We start from the raw sequence: 24,386 nt of genomic DNA on the forward strand, positions 1-24,386 counted from the left end.
ATCGCTGTAAGCCTTATGCTGCGAGGGTTTAAGCGGGGTCAAAGGCTTTGAACACAAAAAATGCTTTTTCTGCGGCTCAAAGCAGATCAAAAAAGATGGCTGGCAAAATGGCAAGCAACGATATAAATGCAAGGCTTGCGGCAAACGTTTTGACGGCGGCAAGCGCCTTCAAAACGACGAGCTTTGGACAGCTTATAGCGCAGGCAAACAAACGGCCGCGCAGCTTGCCAAGCAGTACGGATGCGGCAGCAAAACCATCTATCGCCGCCTTCGCAGTGTGCAAATCAGGGAGCGCTACCCGCTGCCCGAAAAAGCCAACATCATCATGGATACCACCTATTTCGGGCGCAGTTTCGGCGTGATGGTGCTGATGGACAGCATCAGCCAACAGGCTCTGTCCGTCGATGAAGTCAAATACGAAACCAACGCCCTGTATGCCGCGGCGCTGAACGAGCTTCGGGAAAAAGGCGTTGAGATACAAAGTATTGTCTGCGACGGGCGAAAGGGATTACTACAGATGTTTCCCGAGATTCCCGCGCGGCTATGCCAGTTTCACCAGGTCAAAACCGTCAGCCGTTATCTGACACGTAACCCGAAAACGGCGGCAGGCAAGGCGCTGTGGCGACTGACGCTCACCCTGAAGGACAGCGGCAAGACAGCGTTTCAAGGCGCGCTGCAGGCATGGTTTGGGCAGCATGAGGGCTTCCTCAACGAACGAACGGTCAACGAGGAAACCGGCAGTTCGCACTAAACGCACAAGACGCTGAGAAGCGCGTATTTGAGCCTGAAACGGAACTTGGACTACCTGTTTACCTTTGAAGCGTATCCCGTTTTGGGCATGTGCAACACCACCAATTTGCTGGATGGGCGCTTTGCCGACTTAAAGTGCAAATTGGGGTGTCATCACGGGATGAAAAGAGAGAATAAAGTCAAGTTTATAAAGGATTATTTCGCCATGCCTGACGATAGATAGCTCCTTTTTTGTCCTATAGACACAAGGTCCTCCAAGATAGCTCCTTTTTTGTCCTATACGCCCGAAATGGTCGTAGGCGCGGCGCAGGTTGTCCGCCTTGTTGAGAATGGTCGTCCAGCTCAAGCCTGCCTGGTTGATTTCAAAAACGAGACGCTCAAAGAGGCGGTCATCTTCCGCGATGGGAAAGCCGTATTCGTGGTCATGGTAGCGGCGGTGCGGGTTATCGGGCGGCAGTGTCGCAGTGTAGTCGCAGTAGTGCATGGGGGTGGGCGGAAGCTAAAAGAAAAGGGCGCGCCGTAGCGCGCCCCGGGTGATGGCGAGTGTCGCTCAGCGGATCTGGCTGCCGATGACGCCGCCCAATGCAGCACCACCGAGAATGGCGCCAGTATCGCCGCCGATCATGCTGCCGGCGGCACCGCCGACAGCGGCACCGATTGCGGTATTGCGTTGTGCCGGGGTCAGGCTGTTGCACGCGGTCAGTGAGGCGAGCAATGCGAGGGCAAGGATGCCTTTGTTTAGTGCGGATTTCATGGATATCTCCCTGTGTAAGTGCGGATGCACATGGTGTGCGCATTCAGTATCGCACAGCGGCACCCGTGCGAATCTGAACGGTGCCTTACGTTTCCGCAAAGCAGCCACTGCCGGTTTAACGCATCACCACCAGCGGTGAAAGTGGTGCAGCGGACCATGACCGCTGCCGACATGCAGGCGGTCGGCGGCGGCAATGGCGGCACCGATGTAGTCCTTAGCCGCATGTACGGCATCAACGAGCGCCAAGCCGCGTGCGAGGCCGGCAGTGATGGCAGCCGACAGGGTGCAGCCGGTGCCGTGCGTATTTTTGCCGGGGTGACGCGCGGCGGAAAGCCAGGTAGCACCGCCGGTGGTGAGGAGCAGGTCGTCGCTGGCATCGCCGGCGAGATGCCCGCCTTTGAGCAGCACGGCGTGGCAGCCGAGGGCGAGCAGATCGGCGGCAGCTTGCGGCATATCGTCACGCGTGGTGACGGGACGGCCAAGCAGTTCGCCCGCTTCGGGCAGGTTGGGGGTTATCAGGGTGGCAAGCGGGATGAGACGCTCACGCAGGGTGGCGATGGCGGCATCGGCGAGCAGTTTGTCGCCGCTTTTTGCGACCATCACCGGGTCGATGACGAGATACGGCAGAGCGACGGCGGCGAGGCTCTCGGCGACGGTGCAGATGGTTTGACTGTCGCCCAGCATCCCCGTTTTTACCGCTTGCGGCGGCAGGTCGGCAAAGACGGCTTCGATTTGGGCGCGGATGAGGGCGGGACTGATGGCCTCGACGGCAGTGACGGCGCGGGTGTTCTGCGCAGTGACGGCGGTGATGACGGAGGCGCCATAAACGCCAAGAGCGGAAAAGGTTTTGAGATCGGCCTGGATGCCGGCGCCGCCGCCGGAATCGGATCCGGCAATGGTGAGGGCGATGGAAGTGGGCATATGGATTCCCTTGCTGTTGTGACGAGTGAACGGGAACCGGCGTGTACCTTGTTCCCTCCGACGGTGCTAACCGTTTCAGGTTCTACGGGTATTTCTCAGTTCCATAAGGAACACCCCGACAAGCGGCGCCGATTATATCGGGCAGCACGCCGTCTTTGTTCTTTCGCCTCCAATTTTGTGCTCGACAGGATTCTGCTCAGGCGACGTAGTTGCTGGGCCCACCAAGCGGCATCAATACTGGGTTTTTACTCCCCCTTCCGCCCTTCGGGCACCTTCCCCCGCAAGCGGGGAAGGGATTTTCGTGCCAAGCAGCGGCTATTTCTTTTTCACGCCCTGTTTGGCGATTTCCGTCATTTCGCGTTCGTACTGGGTGCAGCGGTAGCGCCAGGCGTCCTTGTAGTCTTCGGCGAGCGGTTTGTTTTCTGGCAGTTGTACGGTCATCGGGTCGTAGGGAATGTCGTCGATGCGCACTTCGTAGTGCAGGTGGCTGCCGGTGCTCATGCCACTGTTGCCGAGGCGGCCAACGGTCTGGCCGCGCGAGATTTCCTGTCCGGTTTCAACGTCGAGATCGGAGAGGTGGGCGTAGCGGGTCTGGTAGCCGTTGGCATGGTCGATGATGACAACACGGCCATAGCCGCCACGCCAACCCGCGTAGTTGACGATGCCGTCGCCGGTGGCGCGCACGGGAGCGCCGTGTGCCGCCTTGAAGTCGGTGCCTTCGTGCGGGCGGATGATGCGGGTGATGGGGTGGACACGGGCGGGGTCAAACGGCGAGCTGATGTGGTCGTAGTGATCAAGCGGGATGCGGTCCATCGCCACTTCCGGCGCATTGCCTTCGCGGTCGTAGTACCAGATGTTTTTGCCTTCGAAGCGGGCGTAGTAGGTGTAGGTGTAGCGGCCTTCGCGCAGGCGGGCGGCGATGATTTTGCTGTTTTCGGGGTTGGTTTTGCCGTCTTTGGTGTAGGTGCTGTAGAGGATTTCGACGGTGCTGATGGCTTCGTCCTCGATTTTGTGTTGCAGCGGTTCGAGTTGTTTGATGAGGACGGGGTTGAGGTCGCTTTTTGCGATGTGTTGCCACTGGTTGCCGACGGCGCGGAAGCTACGGTAGTGCTTGCGGAAGCTGCCTTTGCTCTCGACGATTTTTTCTTCGCCGGACGGGGACTCAGGTTTTTCCCCGCTGGGTGGGGTTTCGGGTTTTGTCTCGCTGGGAGGAGTTTCCGGTTTTGTCTCGCTGGACGGGGTTGCAGGTTTTGCCTCGCTGGGCGGGGTTTCCGGCTTTGTCTCGCTGGGCGGGGTTTCGGGCTTTGCTCGCTGGGCGGGTTTCGGGTTTTCTCGCCGGGCGGGGTTAGGGGTTTTGGCGCGCCGGGCGGGGTTTCGGGTTGTGGCCCGCGGGGAGGGGTTTCCGGTTTTGTCCCGCTGGGCGGAGCTTTGGGTTTTTCTTCACCTGACGCTTGGTCGTCGTCAACGATGTCGCCCTCTGCCTCGTCCGGCGGGATGTCGTCGGGTAGGGCTTCGCCGCTTGTTACGGTATGATGCGCGCTCTTGTATTCCGGCAGCCAGAAGTCCAGCGGCAGCAGCGCGTACAGGGCCACGCCAAGGAAGCCAATCAGGGCGAGCCAGGGCAGCAGGCGCTGTAAGATGCGGTCGTTGTGCGGATGTTGTGGCATGGGCTTGGCGGCGCGGGGTTAGGCTGAAAGTGCCGCATTGTACTGTTTTTTCGGAGGTGTTTATGTCTATGAGTGTGGATGCGCAGTTGGCGCTGTTTCGGCGCGGCGCCGAGGATTTTATCGGCGAGGAAGAGCTTGTCGCCAAGTTGAAGGCGGGCAAGCGGCTGCGGGTGAAACTGGGCATGGATCCGACCGCACCGGATTTGCATTTCGGCCACACGGTAGTCTTGAACAAGTTACGCCAGTTCCAGGAAGCCGGGCACACAGTGCTGTTTTTGATTGGCGATTTCACCGCGATGATTGGCGATCCCTCCGGCAAGAATGCGACGCGTCCGCCTCTGTCCAAGGAGCAGGTGCTGACAAATGCGGAGACGTACAAGGAACAGGTATTCAAGGTGCTTGACCGCGACAAGACGGAGGTGGTCTTTAATTCGCACTGGATGGAGGGGCTGTCGTCCACGGATTTTGTCCGCCTCGCCGCGAAGTACACGGTGGCGCGGATGCTGGAACGCGATGATTTCCACAAGCGCTATACGGAAGGCCGCCCGATTGCGGTGCATGAGTTTTTGTACCCGCTGACGCAGGGCTATGATTCGGTGGCGCTGGAAGCGGATGTGGAATTGGGCGGCACGGATCAGAAGTTCAATCTGCTGGTCGGACGCGATTTGCAGCGCGAGTACGGGCAGTCGCCGCAGGCCATCATCACGATGCCGATTCTGGAAGGCCTCGACGGTGTGCAGAAGATGAGCAAGTCGCTCGGCAATTACATCGGTATTTTCGACGCGCCAAACGAGATGTTCGGCAAGGTGATGTCGATTTCGGATGACTTGATGTGGCGCTGGTTCACGCTGCTGTCTTTCCGCTCGCTGGATGAGATCAAGGCGCTGCAAGCGGAGGTCGCAAGCGGCCGCAATCCGCGTGATGTGAAGTTCGAGCTGGCGCGCGAACTGGTCGGGCGTTTCCATAATGCAGCGGCAGCGGAGGCGGCGCAGGAAGCTTTCGTCAACCGCTTCGCCAAAAACGAGATTCCGGAAGATCTGGAAGAGATCACTATCGCTTGCGAGGATGCCGAAATGGCGATTGCCCATGTGCTGAAAGCAGCCGGGATGGTGCCGAGTACGTCCGAAGGGCTGCGCATGGTGGATGGCGGCGCGGTCAAGGTGGACGGCGAGAAGGTCGCCGACCGCAGTTTCAAGCTGCCGCGCGGTTTCAGCGGCATTATTCAGGCGGGCAAGCGCCGTATCGCCAAGGTTGTATTGGCATGAAGAAGCTGCTGATGTTCCCGCTTGCGGCGGCGATAGCGGCTGCCGTCTGCGCGCAACCGCTGCCGTCCGCGCCAAGCGGGAAAAAACCCGAATCCGCGCCAAGCGAGATAAATACTGGGCTTGCGGCGGATGCTGACCACCCTGCCCCGCCGCCGCTGCTCGCCGCACAGCAGGACACACCGTTTTCCGTCAAGGCACTGTTCTCGTCCTATAAACCCAGCATCTATCAGGTGCGCACCATCAACACCGCCACCGGGCAGAAAACCAGCATCGGCTCCGGTTTCGTCATCGGCAACGGCAAGATGATTGCCACCAACTACCACGTCATCGCCGACGCGGTGAACAAGGAAAAACACGCCATCGAATATATCGCCACCGATGACAAGGAAGGCCAGCTGCGCCTGCTCGCGGTGGACGTGGTGCATGACCTCGCCATCGTCGCCGCTGATCACGACCTCGGCAAACCCTTCAAGCTCGGCGGCGTACCCGAACAGGGCGAAGCCCTCTACTCCCTCGGCAATCCCGGCGATCTCGGTTTCATCATCGTTGACGGCATCAACAACGGCATCCTGCAAAAGAGCGCGCGCTCGCGCATCCTCTTCTCCGGCGCCATCAACTCCGGCATGAGCGGCGGCCCGACCGTCAACAAGGCGGGCGAAGTCATCGGCATCAACGTCGAAAGCCAGGGTAACGACATCGGCTTCCTCGTTCCGGCCAGCCACCTCGCCGAACTGCTCAAGCAGGCGGAAAGCGGTGCGGTCAACATCAACGAAAGCATCGCCGACCAGCTTATCGCCGACAACGACAAATACTACGCCCCGTTTTTCAAAAACGACTGGAAAAAAGCGACCATCGGCCACTACACCGTGCCGACCGAACTCGGCGGCGACCTGCGCTGCTGGGACGTCTCGCCGCAACAAGAGCTGGAAGACCTCGCCGCGAGCGAATCCGTCATCTGCCAGTCTGACCGCGTCACCTACATCAGCGGCGACACCCAGGTCGGGCGCATGGGCTTCGTGTACAGCAATTTCTACGCCCGCGAACCCATGCCGACCGCGCGCTTCTACCACCTCTACAGCCGCGAATACCGCCTGCCCTACGAAATGCGTTCGCGCCGCGACTTCGGCGACTTCGCCTGCACCGCCGACTTCGTCGCCATCGGTGGCAAACCCTTCAAGACCACTTACTGCACCCAGCCGTCGAAAAAATACATCAAAAACGGCGAAGCCATCTCCGACCTCTACCTGATCGCCGCGCAAATCGGCGAAAAACAACAAGGCTTCACCATCACCATGATGCTCACCGGCATCCAGGAAAACCTCGGCAAACGCGTCATGGCGCACCTACTGGAACAAATCACATGGCAAGCGAACTGACCATCGAAACCCCCGACCACGTCCACCGCATCCACCACTACCCCGTGCGTATTGGTCGCAGCCCGGACAACGACATCACCATCAAAAGCCCGTTTATCGCTGACCACCACGTCGTCATCGAAGAAACCGGCCAAGGCCTCACCATCCGCAGCCTCGACGAAAGCCATGCCAACGGCACGCGCATCTGCAGCACCCGCGCCCTCGACGGCAACACCCTGCTGCAAATCGGCGCGGCGACCCTGAAAATCTGGACGGATCGCAGCAAACCCATGCCGTATGCCGACAAAAAACGGCGCTGGTGGCCGCTGCTCACCCACCCCGCCGCCGTATTCTGCTGGTTCGCCGCCGCCATCGCCCTGCCGATGTGGGACGGCTACCTCGACAGCCCGCAAAGCTACATCTTCGACTACAACCGCTTCATCACCTTGCTCATCACCCTGCTCGGCATCACCTGGATCGTGCACAGCATGATCCTGCCGCTCTCACGCCGCTACCTCATCCTGCCCGTACTCGGCATCATCAGCGCCTATAGCGCCGGTAGCGACATCGTGGACAGCCTCGCCGGCTGGTACGGCTTCCAGTTCAACAGCGCCGCTGCCGCCACCTGTGGCACCGTCCTCGCCTACCTCGGCTACCTGTGGCTGCACCGTGCCTTCCTGCGCGACCACATCCCGCTTGCCGGCCGCGTCCTGCGCCGCGCCACCCTGCTTACCGCCCTGCCCGTCACCCTGCTCGTCAGCTACGCCTACCTGCGCGATCACGACTTCTTCAGCCAGCGTCCCGGCAGCTACCCCGTTTACCAGAGCGAGCTGGGCAGCAGCGTCCTCTTCAATAGTCAAATAAAACCAATCAAAAACTTCTTTTCGATTGACAAAAATGAACAGTGCGCAAATAATCCGCGCCATTGCCGCGCGACCGCGTGGTAATACAACCCAATGAACATACGGAGAAAAATATGACCATCAACATCGGTATGAGCGAAAGCCAACGTAAAACTATTGCCGAAGGCCTGACCAAAGTGCTGGCCGACAGCTACACCCTTTACCTCAAAACCCACAATTACCACTGGAACGTCGAAGGCCCGCAATTCCGCACCCTGCACCTCATGTTTGAAGAGCAGTACACCGAACTTGCCACCGCTATCGACGAAATCGCCGAACGCATCCGCGCCCTGGGCTACTACGCACCGGGCTCATACAGCGAATACGCCGCACTGACCAGCATCAAAGAAGGCAAGGCGGGCACTGACGCTACCACCATGATCCGCGAACTCGTCGAAGGCCAGGAAACCGTGGTGCGCACCTGCCGTGTTCTCCTGCCTGCTGTGGACGAAGCCAGCGATGAACCAACCAACGATCTGCTCACCAACCGCATGCAAACCCACGAAAAAGCCGCGTGGATGCTGCGCTCCCTGCTGGAAAAATGAGCCAGCCCACCCAATACGAATAACACACACAAACTCGCGCGCCCGCTGACCACGGGCGCTTCTTTTTTATTGCACTGCTGCCCGGCAAAATTCGCCTAGCGGAATCCGGAGAAAAATACGTTTTTCAAATGTTCATGAAAAATCGGCTGTATAGATTTCAGGGGAAAGCGGCTATACAATGCCCCCACTTCCACTGGGGAAGACAACAACTGGAGACACCCATGAAAAAACTGACCCTGACAGCCGTCCTCTTCGCCTTTGCCGGCCTGCTCTGCGCCTGCAACACTACCCAGGGCTTAGGTCGCGATGTGCAAAAAGCGGGACAAGGCATCTCGAACGCCGCCGAACGCGCCAAACACGGCTGATCCGCCGCCTCATAACAAACGCTTCATCCTCTCAAGGATGAAGCGTTTTTTTGTGTCCACGTACCACCCCGCCGCCGGACAGGTTTTTATCGGCAAAGTTCGCCCGAAAAAGGGCTTTTTTGTGCGATAAATCCACAAAAAACCAAACAAAATCCACAATTTACACAGTACAAAATAGCCGCCGGCAGGCGTATCATGCCGCCCCGAAAAATCCACTACCCATGAGGGTCCCACCATGACATTAAACGAACAGCAAAAATATCCCTACCTCGCACCGGGTAGCGACGTACAAAGCCTGAAAGAAGCATTGGTGTACAAGCTCATCTTCGGCCTCGGCTGCCCGCCGTCGGAAGCGACCAAAACCAACTGGCTGAATGCCGCCCTGCTTGCCGTGCGCGATCTTGCCGCCGAACGCTGGCTGCAAACCACCCTGCACCTGCATCGCGAACACCTGCGCCGCGTCTATTACCTCTCCATGGAATTCCTGATGGGCCGTGCCCTGTCGAACGCGCTCATCGCCGAAAACGTCTATGACGCCATGCGCGAAGCGCTCGCTGAACTGGGGCAGGACATCAATGAAATCGTCGCCGAAGAAGGCGACCCTGGCCTTGGTAACGGTGGCCTCGGTCGCCTCGCTGCCTGTTTCATGGACAGCCTCGCCACCCTGCGCATCCCCGCTATCGGTTACGGCATCCGCTACGAATACGGCATGTTCCGCCAGGTCATCGAGAACGGCAAACAAGTCGAGCAGCCCGATACCTGGACCGAGCAGGATATCGCCTGGCAATTCCGCCGCCCCAGCAAGCGCTATACCATCCGCTTCGGCGGCAACGTCCACTACCAGGGCGAGCAGTGCATTTGGAACAATAGCGAACAAATCACCGCGCTGGCCTATGACCAGATCATCCCCGGCTTCGACACCGACGTCTCTGACACCCTGCGCCTGTGGTGGGCACACGCGGGCGACGTCTTCAACCTCGGTGACTTCAACAAAGGGGATTACTTCGCCGCCATCGAAAAACAAAACTCCTCGGAAAACGTCTCGCGCGTCCTCTACCCGGACGACTCCACCTCCGTCGGCCGCGAATTGCGCCTGCGCCAGGAATACTTCCTCGTCTCCGCCTCGGTGCAGGACATCGTGCGCCGTCACCTCAAAGAGAACGACGACCTGACCAACCTCACCGAGACCATCGCCATCCACTTGAACGACACCCACCCCGTGCTCGCTATCCCTGAGCTGATGCGTATCCTGATCGACGAATACGCCGTCAAATGGGACGACGCTTGGGCAGCCTGTCAGAAAATCTTCTCCTACACCAATCACACCCTGATGAGCGAAGCGCTGGAAAGCTGGCCGGTAGAAATGATCGGCCGCATCCTGCCGCGCCACCTGCAACTCATCTTCGAAATCAACGAACACTTCCTGAGCAAACTGCGCGAACAGGGCATGGATGACGACTTCATCCGCCGCGTCTCCATCATCGACGAAGAAGGCGGTCGCCGCGTGCGCATGGCCTGGCTGGCCGTCATCGGCTCGCACAAAGTCAATGGCGTCGCCAAAATCCACTCCGACCTTATGGTCAAATCCCTCTTTGCTGACTTTGCCCGCCTCTGGCCGGAACGCTTCACCAACGTCACGAACGGCGTTACCCCGCGCCGCTGGATCGCGCTTGCCAACCCCGGCCTTGCGCAAGTGCTCGACCGCCACATCGGTAAAGACTGGCGTCGCGACCTTGAGCAGTTGGCAAAACTCAACCCGCTCAAAGAAGATGCCGCCTTCCGCGCTGAAATCCGTGGCGTCAAACTTGAAAACAAACGCCGCCTTGCCGAGTACATCAAAGACGAACTCGGCATCAAAGTGAACCCTGAAGCCCTCTTTGACGTACAAATCAAGCGCATCCATGAATACAAGCGGCAACTCCTGAACGTGCTGCACATCGTCAGCCGTTACAACCAGATCCTGAAAAACCCGCATGGCGAATGGGTGCCGCGCGTCTTCATCTTCGCCGGTAAAGCAGCGAGTGCCTACTACGCGGCGAAGAAAATCATCCACCTCATCAACGACGTGGCGAACGTCATCAACAACGATGGCCGCATCCACGACCTGATCAAAGTCGTCTTCATCCCCAACTATGGCGTCAGCCTGGCGCAAATCATCATCCCCGCCGCCGATGTCTCCGAACAAATCTCGCTGGCGGGCACCGAAGCCTCCGGCACCAGCAACATGAAATTTGCGCTGAACGGCGCACTGACCGTGGGTACGCTGGACGGCGCCAACGTGGAAATCCTGAACGCCGTTGGCGAAGACAACATCTTCATCTTCGGCAACACCGTCGAACAGGTCGAGGCCCTGCGCCAGCGCGGTTACTCCCCGCTGCTCTACCTTGAAAACGACAAAGAACTGCACGAGACCGTGATGCAAATCACCTCCGGCGCCTTCTCGCCGGAAGAACCGAGCCGTTATCACGAAAACCTGCACGTTTTCAGTGACTACTACCAAGTGCTGGCTGACTTCCGCAGCTATGTCGAAGCGCAGGCCCATATTGACCGCCGCTACCGCAACCAGGACAAATGGGTGAAATCGGCGATCGCCAACATCGCCAACATGGGCTACTTCTCCTCCGACCGCTCGATCGCCGACTACGCACGCGATATCTGGCGCATTCAGCCGCTGCCCGATGTCCGCGCTCTCACCGGCAAACAGCCGGAAGATGGCAAACCCGCCGTAGAAGCGGCTAAACCTGCCGCAGCGGCACCGCAAAAACCGAAATCGCGCAAGCACTGATTCGCTCATCGCTCTTGACTCGCCGCTTCTCTGGCACCCGCCGGGAAGCGGTAGAAAGGGCAAGTGCGTCGCTCACAACAACGCCCCGCCGATGCAACCCGGCGGGGCGTTCTTTTCAGGTCTTTGAACGGAAAAGCAAAGCCCGCCTGACCATGCCGTCCGGTAGCGCAACGCCGTTACGATTTTTTAGATATTTGCCTATATCAAGCAGGCAGCAGTCCGTCCTATGATGATAGGGAGGCGTCAACCCGCCCCGCCGGCGCGGCAAAACCGCGTCGCTTCCCGCAACCTCCCAAGGAGCCGACATGAAAATCCCCCTGCTGACCTTGTCCCTGCTTGCTGCCTGCGGCAGTATCCATGCCGCCAGCCTCTGCGACGACCTGCACCCCGCCACGCCCCCGTATGAGCGCGACTTCGCCTATAGCGTCGCACCGCAGATGGCAATGAAACGCGCCCCTGCTGGCGCTGTGGGAGCTGTGGCACCCGCCCCACAAGCCGAAGCCGCCGCCAATGATGCCGTCGCTCGTTTCGGCATTGGCGGTACGGTCATCACCACCCCCAAAAACACCGAAAAATATGCGCATCAGGACATCAACCCCGTGCAGCGCACCGCCGACAATCCCGTCTCCACCTTCAGCATCGACATCGATACCGGCAGTTACAGCAATGTGCGCCGCATGATCGAAAAAGAAAACCGCCTGCCGCCTGCCGACGCCGTGCGTATCGAAGAAATCACCAACTACTTCGCCTACCACTACCCGCTGCCGACGGACGGCAAACCCTTCGCCGTGCACACCGAAACCGTTGCCTCGCCGTGGAAGGCGGATGCCCAACTCATCCGCATCGGCGTACAGGCAGCCGACCTCGACCCCAATAAACGCCCGCCCGCCAACCTCGTCTTCCTCATCGATACCTCCGGCTCGATGGATGCCCCCGACAAGCTGCCGCTGGTGCAGAAAACCGTCTGCCACTTCGCCGAAGCCCTGCGCCCGGACGATCACATCAGCCTCATCACCTATTCCGGCTTTACCAAAGAATTGCTGCCACCGACCGCCGGCAGTGAAAAAACCAAAATCGTGGACGCGCTGAAAACCCTCTATGCTGACGGCAGTACCGCCGGTGGCGAAGCGCTACGCATGGCCTACGACGCCGCGAAAAAACACTATCGCGCGGATGGTATCAACCGCATCCTGCTTGCCACTGACGGCGACTTCAACGTCGGCATCAGCGACCCGGAAGCGCTGAAAACCTACGTTGCCGAGCAGAAAAAAAGCGGCATCAGCCTCACCACCCTTGGCTATGGCAGCGGCAACTACAACGATCAACTGATGGAACAGCTGGCGGACGCGGGCGATGGCAATTACAGCTATATCGACAGCCTTGATGAAGCGAAAAAAGTGCTGGTACGCCAGCTCACCTCGACACTTGCCACCGTCGCACAAGACCTGAAAATCCAGGTCGAATTCAACCCGGCGACCGTCAAAGAATATCGCCTGGTCGGCTACGAAAACCGCGTGCTGCGCCAGGAAGACTTCAACAACGACAAAGTGGACGCAGGCGACATCGGCGCCGGCATGAACGCCACTGCCCTCTACGAAATCATCCCGCAGGGCAAACCCGGCTGGCTGGATGAAAGCCGCTACCAGAAAACCGCCGCAGCGCAGGGCAAAACAGACGAATACGGCTGGCTGAAACTGCGCTACAAAAACCCCGGTGCAAGCGACAGCCAACTGCTGGAATTTGCCATCCCCGCCCACAGCATCCCGCTTGCAGAAGCCAGCGAGGCGACCCGCTTTGCCGTCGCTGCCGCCAGCTACGCACAGGCGCTGCAAGGCGGGACGCAAAACGGCAACCTCGACTGGGATGGCATCCTCCGCCTCGCGCAAGCGGCAAAAGGCAACGACCCCTACGGCGAACGCGCAGGCCTTTTGACACTGATTGAGAAGGCAAAAAGCCTGGCAGCGGGAAAATAACCGCTTGTTTCGCCAAGCGGCGCAGCATACGCTTGCCACCATCAAAAACGCCGCATTAGCGGCGTTTTTGATGAGTGGATAAGCCCATAACAATCCCGGTTGTAAAGTGCAGAAGCGGCGTAAGAAGACAGCGGTGCATGCGCGGATTCTCGGCAGAAGTGGCGGATAGAATAAGCAGGATGGCGCAGGATTCACCGAAAGCTGCCGCCAAAGCGTGCATAATGCCGCCACCATTGAAACCCTCAATAATCACCAGGAGAAACACACATGACTCGCTCTCGCTTCATCCGCCTCCTTGCCGCCCTGTGCGCCTGCGCCACCCTGCCCGTCCACGCCGCCATCAGCGTCGCCGACATCACCGCGCAACTGCGCCGCCAGCCCGAACCGGCAGGCACCTTCACCCAGACCCGCTACCTGCGCGGCATGAACCGCCCGCTCATCGCCAGTGGCCGCTTCGCCCTGCAACAGGGCGCACTCTACTGGAACCTGGAAAAACCCTTCGCCAGCAGCCTGCGCATCACCGCCGACGGCGTCAGCCAGTGGCAGGGCGAAGACTGGCAGCCGGCGGGCACCACAGCGGCAAACGAAGCGCAAACCCGCCTCTTCCTTGCCTTCCTCCGTGCCGACGAAGCCACCCTGAGCGAATACTTCAACATCACCGCCGGCGGCGAAACGGCGGCATGGACGCTGCAACTGCTGCCAAAAACGGCGCTGATGCGGCAGATATTCGACCGCATCGACATCCGTGGCGGTGCCTACGTCGAACAAGTGATCCTGGAAGAAACACAGGGCGACAAAAGCGAACTGCGCTTTCATGTCGAACAATAACACCGCCCAGTGAACTTCCTCGGGCACGCACTGATTTCCCTCACGCTGGACGAAACGCAGCAGCGGCAGACACTGTATGGCAACTTCGCTGGCGATTTCTATAAAGGGCCGCTGGCGGATCTCGCCCTGCCCGCCGCCCTGCGCGAAGGCGTGCGGCTGCACCGCATTATCGACAGGCTTTCCGACCGTGCCGATAACCCGCTCTACCCGCTGCTGGACGGCTTTGGCCGCTACAAAGGCATCGTCGCCGACATGTTCATCGACCATTTCCTCTGCCGCGAATTTCAGCAGCTGTTCCGGCAGGACCTGCACGCCGTCGCAGCGAACATCCTGCACCGCGTTGCCCGCTACCGCCCGCACTTCCCTGACGCCTTCGCGCGCACCTTCGCTTGGCTCGACACAGAACAGATACTGTCTCGCTACGGCGACCACGCCGTCCTCACCCGGGCCTTTGCCGGCATCGCACGACGACTGCGACAGGGCGATATCCTCACCACCGCCACTGCCGTCCTAGCCGCAAATGATGCCGCCTTTGCCGACAAGGCCGTGCAGGCATTTTTTCATGTGCGGCAGGAAAGCATCGCGCAGTTCTTGCGTGATGACGCTTGAAGCGCTGCGGCAGATTGACCGCTGGTGCGAGCGAGGCATACCGATGCCGGATGAGTGCCCATAAAAATCGCGTAACGATTTTTATGGGGCCCGGTCAGGGCGTCAACACCGCCAGATGCCTTTCCCGGGATTGGCAGAGGATTTAACGCAGTGGCGGAGCGAACATGATGCCACCCTGATTCCACAGGCGGTTCAGGCCGCGTTCGATGGCAAGCGGCGAGTCTTTGCCGACGTTTCTGTCATAGGCTTCGCCGTAGTTGCCGATGTTTTTCACGATGTGGTAGCAGAAATCCTGGCCGACGCCGAGTTTGTCCGCGCCGTTTGCTTCCACGCCGAGCAGACGGCGGATGTTCGGATTGTTGCTGTTTTTCATCTCGTCAGCGTTCGCCTGGGTCACGCCGTATTCTTCAGCGTTCACCATGCAGTGATGCGTCCAGGCGGCGAGATCTTTGAAAGCGGGATCTTCCTGGCGCACCAGCGGGCCAAGCGGTTCTTTGGAGATGACTTCCGGCAGGATGTCGTGCGCATCGGGGTTGGCGAGCAGTTTGCGCTGCACGTAGAGGCCGGAGACGTCCGAGGAGTAGGCGTCGCAGCGGCCGGCGTCGTAGGCACTTTTCACTTCTTCGGATTTTTCGAAGATGACGGGTTTGTATTCGAGGCCGTTCGCCTTGAAGTAGTCCGCCATGTTGGTTTCGGTGCTGGTACCGGTGTTGGTGCAGATGGAGGCGCCGCTGAGGTCTTTCACGCTTTTGATGCCGAGGTCTTTGCGCACCATGAAGCCCTGGCCGTCGTAGTAGTTGACGCCGATGAAGTCAAACGGCATATCGACGTCACGCGAGGTGGTCCAGGTGGTCACGCGCGCCAGCACGTCAATTTCACCCGATTGCAGCACGGTGAAGCGTTCTTTGGATGAGGTTGGGCGGAAGGTGACTTTTTCCGGATCGTGGAAGATGGCGGAGGCCAGCGCGCGGCAGTAATCGACGTCAAGTCCGGTCCAGCGGCCTTTGTCATCGGCGACGGAGAAGCCGGCAAGCGCCTGGGTGACGCCGCAGCGCAATTCGCCACGTTTTTTGATGTCATCCAGCGTTCCCGCATGGGCGGCGCTGGTCGCGAGTGCTGCACAGGTGATGGCGGCGGTGAGTAGGGTAGTTTTCATGGGTAGGTCCTCGTGTGGGTAATGAAGGTGGGGAATTTACCGGATTGGCCCCGTTTGGCGGGGAACGAATTGTAGAGTGAACTTCAGCCCAACGGGTAGATGCGCATTCTTGGTACGACCGCTATTTCCGCCCTGCTGTCCACTGGAAACCCCAACCGAAGGCGCGGTCCATGTCGCGGTGGCCGGGAAAGTAGCGGTTGATGCGTTCGACGCGGATGCTGCCGCCATCGTTAATCAGGCGGGCGATGGCGCACATGCTGTGTTGCGGGTTGCCGTCGGTGAGGTGGGTTTCGATTTCCTGCCCCTGCACATGGAGGGTGACGATGCCGTCAGTAGCGTTCCAGTTCGGCACACCGTCGTAGATGAAGGCGAAGACGAGGACTTCGGCGATATCCGACCAGCGCGAACCGTTGATATGCAGCCATTCGCCGTCAATCACCGCGCCGGTGCGGTCGTCGCCGCTCAGGCGTACATACGGTGGGCGGTCGAGGCTGCCGAAGCGGTTGCCAAGCGCCTGCACGCAGTCGCGCTCATCGCTTTTCAGGCGGATGAAGGCGCCGAGGTCGAGGTCAATCCCCTTGTTTTTATTGAAAAGGCTGCCGAGGAAGCTGCTTTTTTGCGGGGGGGCGCCGGCGTGATTCCAGTTGAGGTTGATGCGGATCGTGCCGTAATCCGTCTGTTTGGCGAGGCTGACAGCGGGGTTGCGTTTATCGAGGGTGATTTTGCTGAGGCTAAGGCGCGGCGGGGTAGTAGGGGCGGGCTTAGGTGCGGGAGCGGGGGTATCGGCAATTTCCACGCCGAATTGTTCGGAGAGCGGTTTCAGACCGCCGTTGTAGCCTTGCGCGACGAAGCGGATTTTCCACGTGCCGTTTCTGCGGTAGCACTCGGCGAGGATGAGCGCGGTTTCGCTGCGCCCGGCGCTATCGAGCGGACAGGTGATGACCGCTTCACCACGCACTTCGACACTCAGCAGGATGTCGCCAAGCTGCGCCGTGGGACAGGCGGCGGAGTAAGCAATGGCGATGCGTTCGATAGCCGCCGGCTGGCGAGCAAGGTCAAGCGTAAAGCGGCTGTTGCGTTCACTGCCGGAAAACTGCACGCTGCCGTCGTCGCTTTGCTGCTGGCCGTAGAAAATCATGTCGCCATCGCCGCGCACTTTGCCGGCGGCGGTGAGGCGGTAGGCGGCAACGTCAATATCAGCACCGCTGGTGATGCGGATAGCGATGGGGCCTTCTGGCAGGGCGGCATTACCGCCGGGGGTGAGTTGCTGGGGCATGGGGGCTCCTGTCGGATGGGGGAATGGATATTGTAGCCGTCCCCGCGCGGCGCCGCCCGGCGTAAAGCGGCATATAATCACACTTCCTTTAAATAACTACGACCTCTCATGAGCAGCAATACCCCCGATTGGGACGCCCGTGCCCCGGAAATCCAAAAAGACCAGCGCGCCGCCTACGACAAGATGCGCGACGAATGCCCCGTCGCCTACGATGATTATCTCGGCTATACCCTCTTCCGCCACGAAGATGTTACCTACGCGCTGGCACATCCCGAGCTGTTTTCCAGCCGTGTTTCCACACGCCACATTGCCGTGCCCAGCGGCATGGATGCACCGGAACACACGGCCTTCCGCGCCATCAACGACAAGTATTACACCCCGGCGCGCATGGCTGCCTTTGCCCCCGCCTGCCGCGCCGTCATCCGCGCCCTGATTGCCGAAACGCCGCGCGGCGAGGTGGTGGATATCATGACGGGCTTCGCGCAGCGTTACGCCATGCGCATTCAAAATGCCTTTCTCGGCTGGCCCGACGCCCTCGAAGCGCCGCTGACCGCCTGGATTGAGAAGAACCGTCGCGCCACGCTGGCTCGTGATCCTGTCGCCATCGGTCAAGTTGCGCTGGAATTTGACGGCTATATCCACGATCTGCTGCAACAACGCCGCGATGCGGGCGAGGCCGCGCCTGATGACATTACCACCGAGCTGCTTTATGACGAGGTTGATCTGCCGACCGGCAAGCGGCGCATGACCGAGGAAGAGTTGATTTCTCTCCTGCGCAACTGGACGGTGGGCGAACTCTCGACTATCTCCGCTTCTGTCGGCATTGTCGTTCATTTCCTCGCCGCCCATCCTGCCGAGCAGGAACGTCTGCGCGCCCATCCTGATGCCATCCCGGCGGCGGTCGAAGAAATCATGCGCTTGGAAGATCCGCTGGTGACGAACCGCCGCATCACCACCTGTCCCGTGCATATCGGTGGGCGGGATCTGCCCGCAGGCAGCCGCGTCACCCTGAACTGGCTCAGCGCTAACCGCGACGAAGCGGTTTTCCCCGATGCCGACCAGTACCGCCCGGAACGCGACCAAAGCGCCAATCTCGTCTATGGTGCGGGCATCCACGCCTGCCCTGGTGCCCCGCTCGCCCGTCTCGAATTGCGCCTGCTGGTGGAGGAATTGCTGGCGGCAACAGCGAGCATCCGCTTCGCCGCTGACGGGCAAGCGGTCAGCACCAACGCCGTTTATCCCGTCGCCGGATACAGCAGTGTGCGGGTGATGCTGGGCTGAACCGTCCCCCGCTTTCGCCCGCCAATACACAAACGCCCCGGTAATGGGGCGTTTGTCATGAAACGTACTACGGTCAACGCGCTTGCTTTCCCATACGCTGTTAGCAAGCCACGCCGTCTCATACAGACTGCCTTCTGTTGGCTAGCCGCCTCAAGTCAACCTTGTTGCAGGGCGGCAGCAGCCCCGACCAGGCCGGGGTTCTTTGCCGTCACCAACCAGATGGGTACAGCGGCGAGGTAGCCTTCGAAGCGGCCTTTGTCGACAAAGCGGGTTTTGAACGGGCTTTCGTTGATGAAGTAATCGGCGATACGAGGCAGGATGCCGCCGCAGAGGTACACACCGCCGCGTGCACCGAGGGTCAGGACGAGGTCGGCGGTGACGGTGGCCAGCGCAGCGCAGTAGGTATCAAGTGTTTGCCGCGCCGTTGCCTCGCCGGCGAGTGCCGCAGCGGTGATATCCGCCGGGCGGCGATCAGGTGGCGTTTCGCCGCGCAGGGTGGCAAGGGCATTGTCGATGAGGGTCAGACCGGCGCCGTTGGTGATGCGTTCAGCGGAAACGTGGCTGCGGCGGGCATGCGCATATTTCCAGATGGCCACTTCGGTGTCGTTTCTCGGCGCGAAGCTGACGTGTCCACCTTCGCCGGCGAGTGCCACCCAGCCACCGTGCCCGTCCGGAACGAGGGCGGACACACCGAGACCGGTGCCGGGACCGATGACGGCAAGCGGGGTGCCATCCGCCGCTTCGCCGGCACTGACGAGGCGTTTCTCATCGGCACCGAGATGCGGTACGGCCAGCGCCTGCGCGGTGAAGTCGTTGATGACGCGCAGTTTATCCAGCTGAAACTCAGCTTGCAGAGCGCGGATGGAAAATTTCCAGTGGTGGTTGGTCATCTGCACGCTATCGCCGGTGACGGGGTTGGCGATGGCAATCGACGCCTGTTTGACGCTGACATTCTGCGCACGCAGGTAGGCAGCGATGGCGTCTTCAAGGCGCGGATAGTCGGCAGTGGGCAGGGTGTCGATAGCGTGCAGGCGGGTGCCGTCGCCAAGGGCGAAACGGGCGTTGGTGCCACCGATATCGGCGAGTAGGACGTAAGTTGACATAGGCTTCTCCTGGGGTTGCGGGGTTTGATGGGCAGTGTGTCATGTTTTGGTAGGAATGACGCAAATTTTCTGTCATCTTAGCTTTTCCTGTGTATAATGCAGGCACATTTCATTAATATGTACCTGAAAACTTGGCCGCTTCTTCGGAAGCGGTATTTTTTTGCCCGCTCAACCCTCGTGGGAGACGGGTCACTCCCCATCTGGAGGCGTACTTGAGGGCATGCGCCTAAGCCCGTATCATGCCGCCGTTTTCACAGATTCCCGCATGGCCATGAGCGACCCCATCCCTTTCAAAGGACGCAACATCAGTATTACCGCCGTCCTGCTGCAAGACGCCGACACCACCGGCATTGATGAACTATTGGAAGCCAAAATCGCGCAAGTACCCGCCGGATTCTTCGCTACCCAACCGCTGGTTGCCGATTTGTCCGCCCTGGACGGTTTTCAGGCGGACGGCAAATGGCTGAAAACACTGAAACGGATTTTCGAGCGGCACGGTCTCTGCCTGATCGGCATCAGCAGCGGCCAGCTGGCCGACGGTGCCCTGGCTGCGGCAGGGCTGGCAGAAATCAGCGGTGAAAGCAAAAGCAGCAAGGCCGCACCCACCGCCAAAACAAGCGAAGAACCCCCTGTCTCCCGACCCGCACCGCCCGCCGCCGTACCGACCAAACTGGTACGGCACAACATCCGTTCCGGGCAGCGCGTTCTCGCACCGGGCGGTGACCTGGTCATCATCGGCAGCGTCAGCCCGGGGGCGGAAATTTACGCCGACGGCAACATCACCGTGTACGGTGCCTTGCGTGGGCGTGCCTTCGCCGGCGGACAGGACAACACCGCCGCCTACATTTATTGCCACACACTCGGCGCCGAGCTGGTTTCCATCGCCGGCTTTTATCAGGACATGGAACAGTTGCAGGCAAACGGCATCCACCACAACGTCTTTATCAGCCTGAATGCGGATGAAAGCATGCGCATAGTGTCGGTATAATGCCGCGCCACACCATAACAAAGAGACAAAAACATGAGTAAAGTTATCGTCGTCACCTCAGGTAAAGGCGGAGTAGGGAAGACCACGACCAGCGCCAGCATCGCCTGCGGTTTTGCCATGAAGGGACACAAAACCTGCGTGATCGACTTCGACGTTGGCCTGCGCAACCTCGACCTCATCATGGGCGTAGAACGCCGCGTGGTGTACGACTTCGTCAACGTTATCAACGGCGAAGCCAGCCTGAAACAGGCGCTCATTAAGGACAAGCGGGTGGAAAACCTCTACGTGCTCGCCGCCTCGCAAACTCGCGACAAGGAAGCGCTTACCAAAGAAGGGGTGGAAAAAGTCATTAACGACCTGAAATCGATGGACTTCGAATACATCATCTGCGACAGCCCCGCCGGCATCGAACAAGGCGCCCTGATGGCGCTTTACTTTGCCGATGAAGCCATCATCACCACCAACCCCGAAGTTTCCTCCGTACGCGACTCCGACCGCATCCTCGGCATCCTCGCCAGCAAATCGCGTCGCGCCGAGCTGGGTGAAGACGCGGTCAAAGAACACCTCGTCATCACCCGCTACAAACCCGAACGCGTACAGCAGCAAGAAATGCTTTCCGTGGAAGACGTCATCGAAATTCTCTCCATTCCCCTGCTCGGCGTCATCCCCGAAGACCATGACAACGTCCTGATCGCTTCCAACCGGGGCGAACCGGTCATCCTCTTCTCCGACAGCCACGCAGGCCAAGCCTACTCCGATCTGGTCGAACGCTTCCTCGGCAAAGACTTGCCGCACCGCTTCCTTGATGTCAAACGCAAAGGCATCTTCTCCAAACTCTTCGGAGGTTAGGATCATGAGCTTGTTTGATTTCTTCAGAAAAAACCGGCCGCAGCATTCAGCGGCAACGGCCAAAGAGCGTCTGCAAATCATCGTCGCGCATCAGCGCAACCAGAGCAGCCAGCCGCAACTGCTGGAAACCATGAAGCGGGAAATCCTCGAAGTGGTGAAAAAATACTTCGCCATCAACCTTGAAGACATCAGCGCTGATTTCTCGCGCGAAGGGGAAACGGAAATCCTCGAACTCAACATCAACCTGCACAGTAAAGACAACCTGCCGGAAAACGCGTAAATCCCATGAACGATGCTGCGGGCGTCCGCCTCGACCAATGGCTGTGGGCGGCACGTTTCTACAAAAGCCGGGCGCTCGCCAAAGCCGCCATTGAAAACGGTCAGGTTCTTGTCGGCGGACAGCGTGCCAAAGCGGCACGCGCCATCAAAAGTGGCGATCTGCTGCATATCGACAAACACGGCGAACAGGTTTACGACGTGACCGTCATCCGCTGCGAGAACAAGCGCGTCAGTGCGCCCATTGCGCAAACCTTCTACGCCGAGACCGCAGACAGCATCGCCCGCCGCGCCGAACTGCACGCTCAACAACAAGCCGCCCGCGACATGGTGCATTACCCCAACCGCCGCCCGAATAAACGCGACCGCAGACAAATCCGCGCCTTCCGCCATGGCGAATAGGCGACAGTCGATGAAAAAAACGGGCCCCGGGCCCGTTTTTTATGGCAACGCCTCCGTACATGAATTGACGCTTATAGTTGAATAGATAAAAAAGCGTAACAAGACGCGTCGCCGCAGACAGTACAGGTAGTACGGCAAGGCGGCGCAACGCCGTTACGATTTTTTAGATGTTTAACTATATGGCCGCTTGACGAGCCCAGTAACGACGCCGCTTGACGAGCCCAGTAACCACGCCGCTTGGCGAGCCCAGTAACCACGCCGCTTGGCGAGCCCAGTAACCACGCCGCTTGGCGAGCCCAGTAACCACGCCGCTTGGCGAGCCCAGTAACCACGCCGCTTGGCGAGCCCAGTAACCACGCTGCTTGGCGGACCCAGTAACGACACCGCTTGGCGGTCACAATCTCAACGGTTTGCCGGGCCGTGCGAACGGATAAGGGCGACAGCGTGATACGGCAGGTCGGGACGGTGTTCAACGATGGCCTGTTTTTCAGCGGCGAGTTGCACGAGGTGGGCAGTCGCGGGAGCGGCAGGGTCGCGCAGGATGAGACGTTCCGGATGGCGGCGCAGCAGGACACGCGTTGCTTCGCCGATGCCGGGTTTGATGAAATTGTCGTTGCTGATGCCGTAGCGGGCGCGGATGTCGGCGAGCAGGTGTTGCGCGGTTGCGGCAGCCTGTGCCGTGTCGGCAGGCGCGGCGCTAGGCAGCTCGCCGTCGGCCAGTGTGCTGATGCGGTCGGCGAAGGTTTGCGAGAGATCGTGCGGCGCGAGATCGCGGTAATAAACACAGCCGTGGTAGTCGTCCGCAGCAATTTGTTCGTTCAGGATGCTGCGGCTGATGAGGCCGCTGATGGTGGCATTCAGGAGGGCGGACGGGATGAGGTAGTCGTCGGCGGTGGCGGCGCAGGCGGCCGTGCCGGAGAGGTCAGCGAGGACGTAGAGGCCGCTGTCGATGTTCGTCCCCGCTTGCGCGTTGTAAGCGGCGATGAAGCGGTGCAATTCGCGGGCGATGACGCCTTTGCCCGTCCAGCCGTCGATGAAGACGAGATCGGTGTCGGCGTGATGGGCGAGGATGTGGCGCAGGGCGTTCTCGTCGATGTCGCGATCGCGGATGATCGAGATGCTGTAATGGGCGACAGATGCGCCGTAGTGGCGGCTGAGAATGGCGCGCAAGATGACGCCGACCGGCGTACCGGCGCGCGCCAACGAGACAAGTGCAGGCGGGCAGTGGTGCCGCGCGGCAATGCAGGCGGCAAGCTGGCGGCAGTCAGCGGCCATGCGCGCTTCATTCTGCGCGCAGGCGGCGCGGAAGAGCTCAAGGTAGCGCGTGCTGGGCGGGTATTCGGGCGAGAGCATTTCGCTGTAATGCTTTTGCCCGCTCTGGATGAGCGCTTCTTTGGCGGCTGTGTCGGCGATGGGCGCCAGCTGGATGGGTTTCAGCAGGAAGGTCACTTGTTCGGCGCGGTAGCTACCGTGGAAGGGCATGTTCATAGTTGGCGGGCAATTTGGCTGGCGGAAGGGGCAAGAAGGTAGTCGCAGAGGCGCATATAGGGCAGGTCGCTGCTGCTGTCGCCCATGCCGATGCTGACCAGTGCCGGATGGTCGGCGCGATACTTGGCGAGCAGATGGGCGACGGCATGCGCCTTGTCGAGCCAGGCGGGGAGGACAGCGAGGTTGTTGCCGTTCCGGTGCAGACGGTAGTCATCGCCCAAATGTGGGCGCAGGCGCCCGGCGGCATCATCCAGCGGGGCGAGATCAGCGCTGGTACTTTTCATGAGCAGATAGAAGGGAATGTCGTAATCGCGGATGAGGCGGGTGTTAAGCGCGGCTGTCGCCGGCAGGTGCGCGGCAAGGGCTTCAAGTCCGGCGACGCTTTGGGCGGCATTGGCACGGCTCTGCGCCAGCCAGGCGGGATCGGCGCTACCATCCGGCAGGAGGATGACGCCGCCGTGGTTGATGACGGCATGGGCGGTGAAAGGAATACGCACGCGGCGGTAGGCATCAAGATTGCGCGCGGTGACAGGAATCATCGTGGCGTGCGCCTGCCAGTGCGCCAGCAATGCCTGCTGACACGGCGAAGCGTAGGAAATCGGTGCGCCGTCTTTGAGATAGGCGAGCGGCACATGCGCGGGCGTCGGCGCTGCCTTGCGCGCGCTGGTGAAAAGGGTATCGTCGAGGTCGGTGAAGAGAAGGAGCATCGGATTCGTCGGATCGGCCAAGCGGAGAAGGCGGCATTGTAAGCTGCTTTGCCTGCCATTCCGGCGTTTTGGCTACAAGGAGGGCGCGGGAGCGGAACAATATCGTTGATTAAGTTCCGTCGCAATTTCACTGTTGACAGA

Annotated in this window: 26 protein-coding genes and 1 riboswitch; of the genes, 15 read left to right on the forward strand and 11 right to left on the reverse strand. The window is 60.0% G+C overall.

Features of this window, described 5'->3' with window-relative positions; genetic code table 11:
• Positions 1–76 precede the first annotated feature (76 nt).
• Positions 77–388: a hypothetical protein gene (locus tag LG374_RS05990; protein ID WP_225756837.1), complete on the reverse strand. Its 312-nt coding sequence runs from the start codon at positions 386–388 to the stop codon at positions 77–79.
• Between LG374_RS05990 and LG374_RS05995 the strand changes: the two genes are divergently transcribed.
• Entirely contained in the window at positions 371–751 is a 381-nt protein-coding gene (locus LG374_RS05995; RefSeq protein WP_225756280.1) for a hypothetical protein, read from the forward strand. The two genes, LG374_RS05990 and LG374_RS05995, sit on opposite strands and share 18 nt — an antisense overlap.
• Before the next feature lie 129 nt (positions 752–880).
• Here LG374_RS05995 and LG374_RS06000 read toward each other — a convergent pair whose 3' ends face one another.
• The 4 genes from LG374_RS06000 to LG374_RS06015 form a co-directional block, all read right to left on the reverse strand.
• Positions 881–1,234 carry a DNA-3-methyladenine glycosylase I gene (locus LG374_RS06000; RefSeq protein ID WP_225756838.1) on the reverse strand — a complete coding sequence of 118 codons (354 nt, stop codon included), beginning with the start codon at positions 1,232–1,234 and terminating at the stop codon, positions 881–883.
• Between the two features lie 66 nt (positions 1,235–1,300).
• A complete protein-coding gene (locus tag LG374_RS06005; protein WP_225756839.1) occupies positions 1,301–1,504 on the reverse strand; it encodes a glycine zipper 2TM domain-containing protein in 204 nt (67 codons plus the stop codon).
• 123 nt (positions 1,505–1,627) lie between these two features.
• The gene (gene thiD / locus LG374_RS06010) at positions 1,628–2,425 is read right to left on the reverse strand and encodes a bifunctional hydroxymethylpyrimidine kinase/phosphomethylpyrimidine kinase (protein ID WP_225756840.1); all 798 of its coding nucleotides are present in this window, start codon (positions 2,423–2,425) and stop codon (positions 1,628–1,630) included.
• Positions 2,426–2,460: 35 nt separating this feature from the next.
• Positions 2,461–2,553: riboswitch (TPP riboswitch) on the reverse strand.
• 187 nt (positions 2,554–2,740) lie between these two features.
• Entirely contained in the window at positions 2,741–3,238 is a 498-nt protein-coding gene (locus LG374_RS06015; protein WP_225756841.1) for a M23 family metallopeptidase, read from the reverse strand.
• Positions 3,239–4,154: 916 nt separating this feature from the next.
• On the opposite strand from LG374_RS06015, the gene tyrS reads away from it, so the two are divergent.
• The 7 genes from tyrS to LG374_RS06050 all read left to right on the forward strand — a co-directional run bounded on the left by tyrS (position 4,155) and on the right by LG374_RS06050 (position 13,282).
• The gene (gene tyrS / locus LG374_RS06020) at positions 4,155–5,357 is read left to right on the forward strand and encodes a tyrosine--tRNA ligase (protein ID WP_225756842.1); all 1,203 of its coding nucleotides are present in this window, start codon (positions 4,155–4,157) and stop codon (positions 5,355–5,357) included.
• Positions 5,354–6,733 carry a serine protease gene (locus LG374_RS06025; protein ID WP_225756843.1) on the forward strand — a complete coding sequence of 460 codons (1,380 nt, stop codon included), beginning with the start codon at positions 5,354–5,356 and terminating at the stop codon, positions 6,731–6,733. Before tyrS ends, LG374_RS06025 begins: the two co-directional genes overlap by 4 nt.
• Positions 6,718–7,659 (forward strand): FHA domain-containing protein, encoded by a 942-nt coding sequence (locus LG374_RS06030; RefSeq protein WP_225756844.1) that lies wholly within the window; start codon positions 6,718–6,720, stop codon positions 7,657–7,659. Before LG374_RS06025 ends, LG374_RS06030 begins: the two co-directional genes overlap by 16 nt.
• A 29-nt stretch (positions 7,660–7,688) precedes the next feature.
• Positions 7,689–8,159 carry a Dps family protein gene (locus tag LG374_RS06035; protein WP_225756845.1) on the forward strand — a complete coding sequence of 157 codons (471 nt, stop codon included), beginning with the start codon at positions 7,689–7,691 and terminating at the stop codon, positions 8,157–8,159.
• Between the two features lie 221 nt (positions 8,160–8,380).
• Positions 8,381–8,524 (forward strand): entericidin A/B family lipoprotein, encoded by a 144-nt coding sequence (locus tag LG374_RS06040; protein ID WP_225756846.1) that lies wholly within the window; start codon positions 8,381–8,383, stop codon positions 8,522–8,524.
• Positions 8,525–8,759: 235 nt separating this feature from the next.
• Positions 8,760–11,309: a glycogen/starch/alpha-glucan phosphorylase gene (locus LG374_RS06045; RefSeq protein ID WP_225756847.1), complete on the forward strand. Its 2,550-nt coding sequence runs from the start codon at positions 8,760–8,762 to the stop codon at positions 11,307–11,309.
• Between the two features lie 305 nt (positions 11,310–11,614).
• The gene (locus LG374_RS06050; protein WP_225756848.1) at positions 11,615–13,282 is read left to right on the forward strand and encodes a VWA domain-containing protein; all 1,668 of its coding nucleotides are present in this window, start codon (positions 11,615–11,617) and stop codon (positions 13,280–13,282) included.
• A gap of 55 nt (positions 13,283–13,337) precedes the next feature.
• Here the strand turns inward: LG374_RS06050 and LG374_RS06055 are convergent, their stop codons facing one another.
• The gene (locus LG374_RS06055) at positions 13,338–13,547 is read right to left on the reverse strand and encodes a hypothetical protein (RefSeq protein WP_225756849.1); all 210 of its coding nucleotides are present in this window, start codon (positions 13,545–13,547) and stop codon (positions 13,338–13,340) included.
• Positions 13,548–13,549: 2 nt separating this feature from the next.
• On the opposite strand from LG374_RS06055, the gene LG374_RS06060 reads away from it, so the two are divergent.
• Both LG374_RS06060 and LG374_RS06065 read left to right on the forward strand, forming a co-directional pair.
• A complete protein-coding gene (locus tag LG374_RS06060) occupies positions 13,550–14,110 on the forward strand; it encodes an outer membrane lipoprotein carrier protein LolA (protein ID WP_225756850.1) in 561 nt (186 codons plus the stop codon).
• 9 nt (positions 14,111–14,119) lie between these two features.
• Entirely contained in the window at positions 14,120–14,719 is a 600-nt protein-coding gene (locus tag LG374_RS06065) for an ACP phosphodiesterase (RefSeq protein WP_225756851.1), read from the forward strand.
• Between the two features lie 142 nt (positions 14,720–14,861).
• Here the strand turns inward: LG374_RS06065 and LG374_RS06070 are convergent, their stop codons facing one another.
• Together LG374_RS06070 and LG374_RS06075 are read right to left on the reverse strand one after the other, a co-directional pair.
• On the reverse strand, positions 14,862–15,875 hold the full coding sequence (locus LG374_RS06070; protein ID WP_225756852.1) for an amino acid ABC transporter substrate-binding protein: 1,014 nt from the start codon (positions 15,873–15,875) through the stop codon (positions 14,862–14,864).
• A 121-nt stretch (positions 15,876–15,996) separates the two neighbouring features.
• Positions 15,997–17,151, reverse strand: a complete 1,155-nt coding sequence (locus LG374_RS06075) for a TerD family protein (RefSeq protein ID WP_225756853.1) — start codon at positions 17,149–17,151, stop codon at positions 15,997–15,999.
• A 108-nt stretch (positions 17,152–17,259) separates the two neighbouring features.
• On the opposite strand from LG374_RS06075, the gene LG374_RS06080 reads away from it, so the two are divergent.
• Positions 17,260–18,432: a cytochrome P450 gene (locus LG374_RS06080; protein WP_225756854.1), complete on the forward strand. Its 1,173-nt coding sequence runs from the start codon at positions 17,260–17,262 to the stop codon at positions 18,430–18,432.
• A gap of 155 nt (positions 18,433–18,587) precedes the next feature.
• Here LG374_RS06080 and LG374_RS06085 read toward each other — a convergent pair whose 3' ends face one another.
• Complete coding sequence (locus LG374_RS06085) at positions 18,588–19,535, reverse strand: glucokinase (protein WP_225756855.1); 948 nt, start codon at positions 19,533–19,535, stop codon at positions 18,588–18,590.
• Between the two features lie 271 nt (positions 19,536–19,806).
• Between LG374_RS06085 and minC the strand changes: the two genes are divergently transcribed.
• From minC to LG374_RS06105, 4 genes are read left to right on the forward strand one after another with little or no spacing between them, the layout of a single operon-like run.
• On the forward strand, positions 19,807–20,523 hold the full coding sequence (minC, locus tag LG374_RS06090) for a septum site-determining protein MinC (RefSeq protein WP_225756856.1): 717 nt from the start codon (positions 19,807–19,809) through the stop codon (positions 20,521–20,523).
• A gap of 33 nt (positions 20,524–20,556) precedes the next feature.
• Positions 20,557–21,372: a septum site-determining protein MinD gene (gene minD, locus LG374_RS06095; protein WP_225756857.1), complete on the forward strand. Its 816-nt coding sequence runs from the start codon at positions 20,557–20,559 to the stop codon at positions 21,370–21,372.
• A 4-nt stretch (positions 21,373–21,376) separates the two neighbouring features.
• Entirely contained in the window at positions 21,377–21,652 is a 276-nt protein-coding gene (gene minE / locus LG374_RS06100) for a cell division topological specificity factor MinE (protein WP_006985479.1), read from the forward strand.
• A 5-nt stretch (positions 21,653–21,657) separates the two neighbouring features.
• Entirely contained in the window at positions 21,658–22,050 is a 393-nt protein-coding gene (locus LG374_RS06105) for an RNA-binding S4 domain-containing protein (RefSeq protein ID WP_225756858.1), read from the forward strand.
• Between the two features lie 402 nt (positions 22,051–22,452).
• On the opposite strand, the gene LG374_RS06110 is transcribed toward LG374_RS06105, so the two are convergent.
• Complete coding sequence (locus LG374_RS06110) at positions 22,453–23,538, reverse strand: cysteine protease StiP family protein (protein WP_225756859.1); 1,086 nt, start codon at positions 23,536–23,538, stop codon at positions 22,453–22,455.
• Entirely contained in the window at positions 23,535–24,245 is a 711-nt protein-coding gene (locus LG374_RS06115; protein ID WP_225756860.1) for a hypothetical protein, read from the reverse strand. Before LG374_RS06115 ends, LG374_RS06110 begins: the two co-directional genes overlap by 4 nt.
• Positions 24,246–24,386: the final 141 nt, after the last annotated feature.

Source organism: Cardiobacterium sp. Marseille-Q4385 (assembly GCF_916618745.1).
GTDB lineage: Bacteria > Pseudomonadota > Gammaproteobacteria > Cardiobacteriales > Cardiobacteriaceae > Cardiobacterium.